The organism is Ruegeria sp. CDSA077 (genome assembly GCF_059612265.1).
In genome coordinates this window covers 1-1,226 of record NZ_JBXWQG010000034.1, presented here as the reverse complement: position 1 = coordinate 1,226, position 1,226 = coordinate 1, and the positions used below count along the sequence as shown (strand labels likewise).

The following is a 1,226-nucleotide window of genomic DNA, read 5'->3' as shown; positions in this document are numbered from 1 at the left end:
ATGGCAAAGGAAAAGTTTGAGCGTAATAAGCCGCACGTCAACATTGGCACGATTGGGCACGTTGACCACGGCAAGACGACGCTGACCGCAGCGATCACCAAGTATTTTGGTGACTTCAAAGCGTATGACCAGATTGACGGCGCGCCGGAAGAGAAGGCCCGCGGCATCACCATCTCGACGGCCCACGTGGAATACGAGACCGATGCGCGTCACTACGCCCACGTTGACTGCCCCGGCCACGCCGACTACGTCAAGAACATGATCACTGGTGCGGCGCAAATGGACGGCGCGATCCTGGTTGTGAACGCGGCTGACGGCCCGATGCCTCAGACCCGCGAGCACATTCTGCTGGGCCGCCAGGTTGGCATCCCGACCATGGTCGTGTTCATGAACAAAGTTGACCAGGTTGACGACGAAGAGCTGCTGGAGCTGGTTGAAATGGAAATCCGCGAGCTGCTGAGCTCGTATGATTACCCTGGCGACGACATTCCGATCATTGCCGGTTCGGCACTGGCCGCGATGGAAGGCAACAACCCGGAAATCGGCGAAGAATCGATCCGCAAGCTGATGGCTGCCGTGGACGAGTACATCCCGACGCCTGAGCGTGCTGTTGACCAGCCGTTCCTGATGCCGGTCGAAGACGTGTTCTCGATCTCGGGCCGTGGTACAGTTGTGACCGGTCGTGTTGAGCGTGGCGTGATCAATGTTGGCGACGAGATCGAAATCGTCGGCATCCGCGACACCAAGAAAACCACCTGTACCGGTGTTGAAATGTTCCGCAAGCTGCTGGATCGCGGCGAAGCGGGCGACAACATCGGCGCGCTGCTGCGTGGTATCGACCGTGAAGGTGTTGAGCGTGGCCAGGTTCTGTGTAAGCCGGGTTCGGTTACACCGCACACCAAGTTCGAAGCCGAAGCCTATATCCTGACCAAGGAAGAGGGTGGCCGTCACACGCCGTTCTTCGCGAACTACCGTCCGCAGTTCTACTTCCGTACAACTGACGTGACCGGCACCGTGACCCTGGCAGCTGGCACCGAGATGGTTATGCCCGGCGACAACGTGTCGTTCGAGGTTGAGCTGATCGCACCGATCGCGATGGAAAACGGCCTGCGTTTCGCCATCCGCGAAGGTGGCCGCACCGTCGGCGCCGGCGTTGTGTCGAAAATCGTCGAGTAATTCGCGCAAGCGAATGATCAAATGGAAAGGGCGCCCATCCGGCGCCCTTT

General features: G+C 59.2%; 1 protein-coding gene. It reads left to right on the top strand.

Going from position 1 to position 1,226, the window contains the following annotated elements; all coding sequences use genetic code 11:
• Positions 1-1,176, top strand: a 1,176-nt coding sequence (gene tuf / locus AC2FLE_RS21380; RefSeq protein ID WP_142640426.1) for an elongation factor Tu, incomplete at its 5' end; no start/stop codon positions are given.
• Positions 1,177-1,226: the final 50 nt, after the last annotated feature.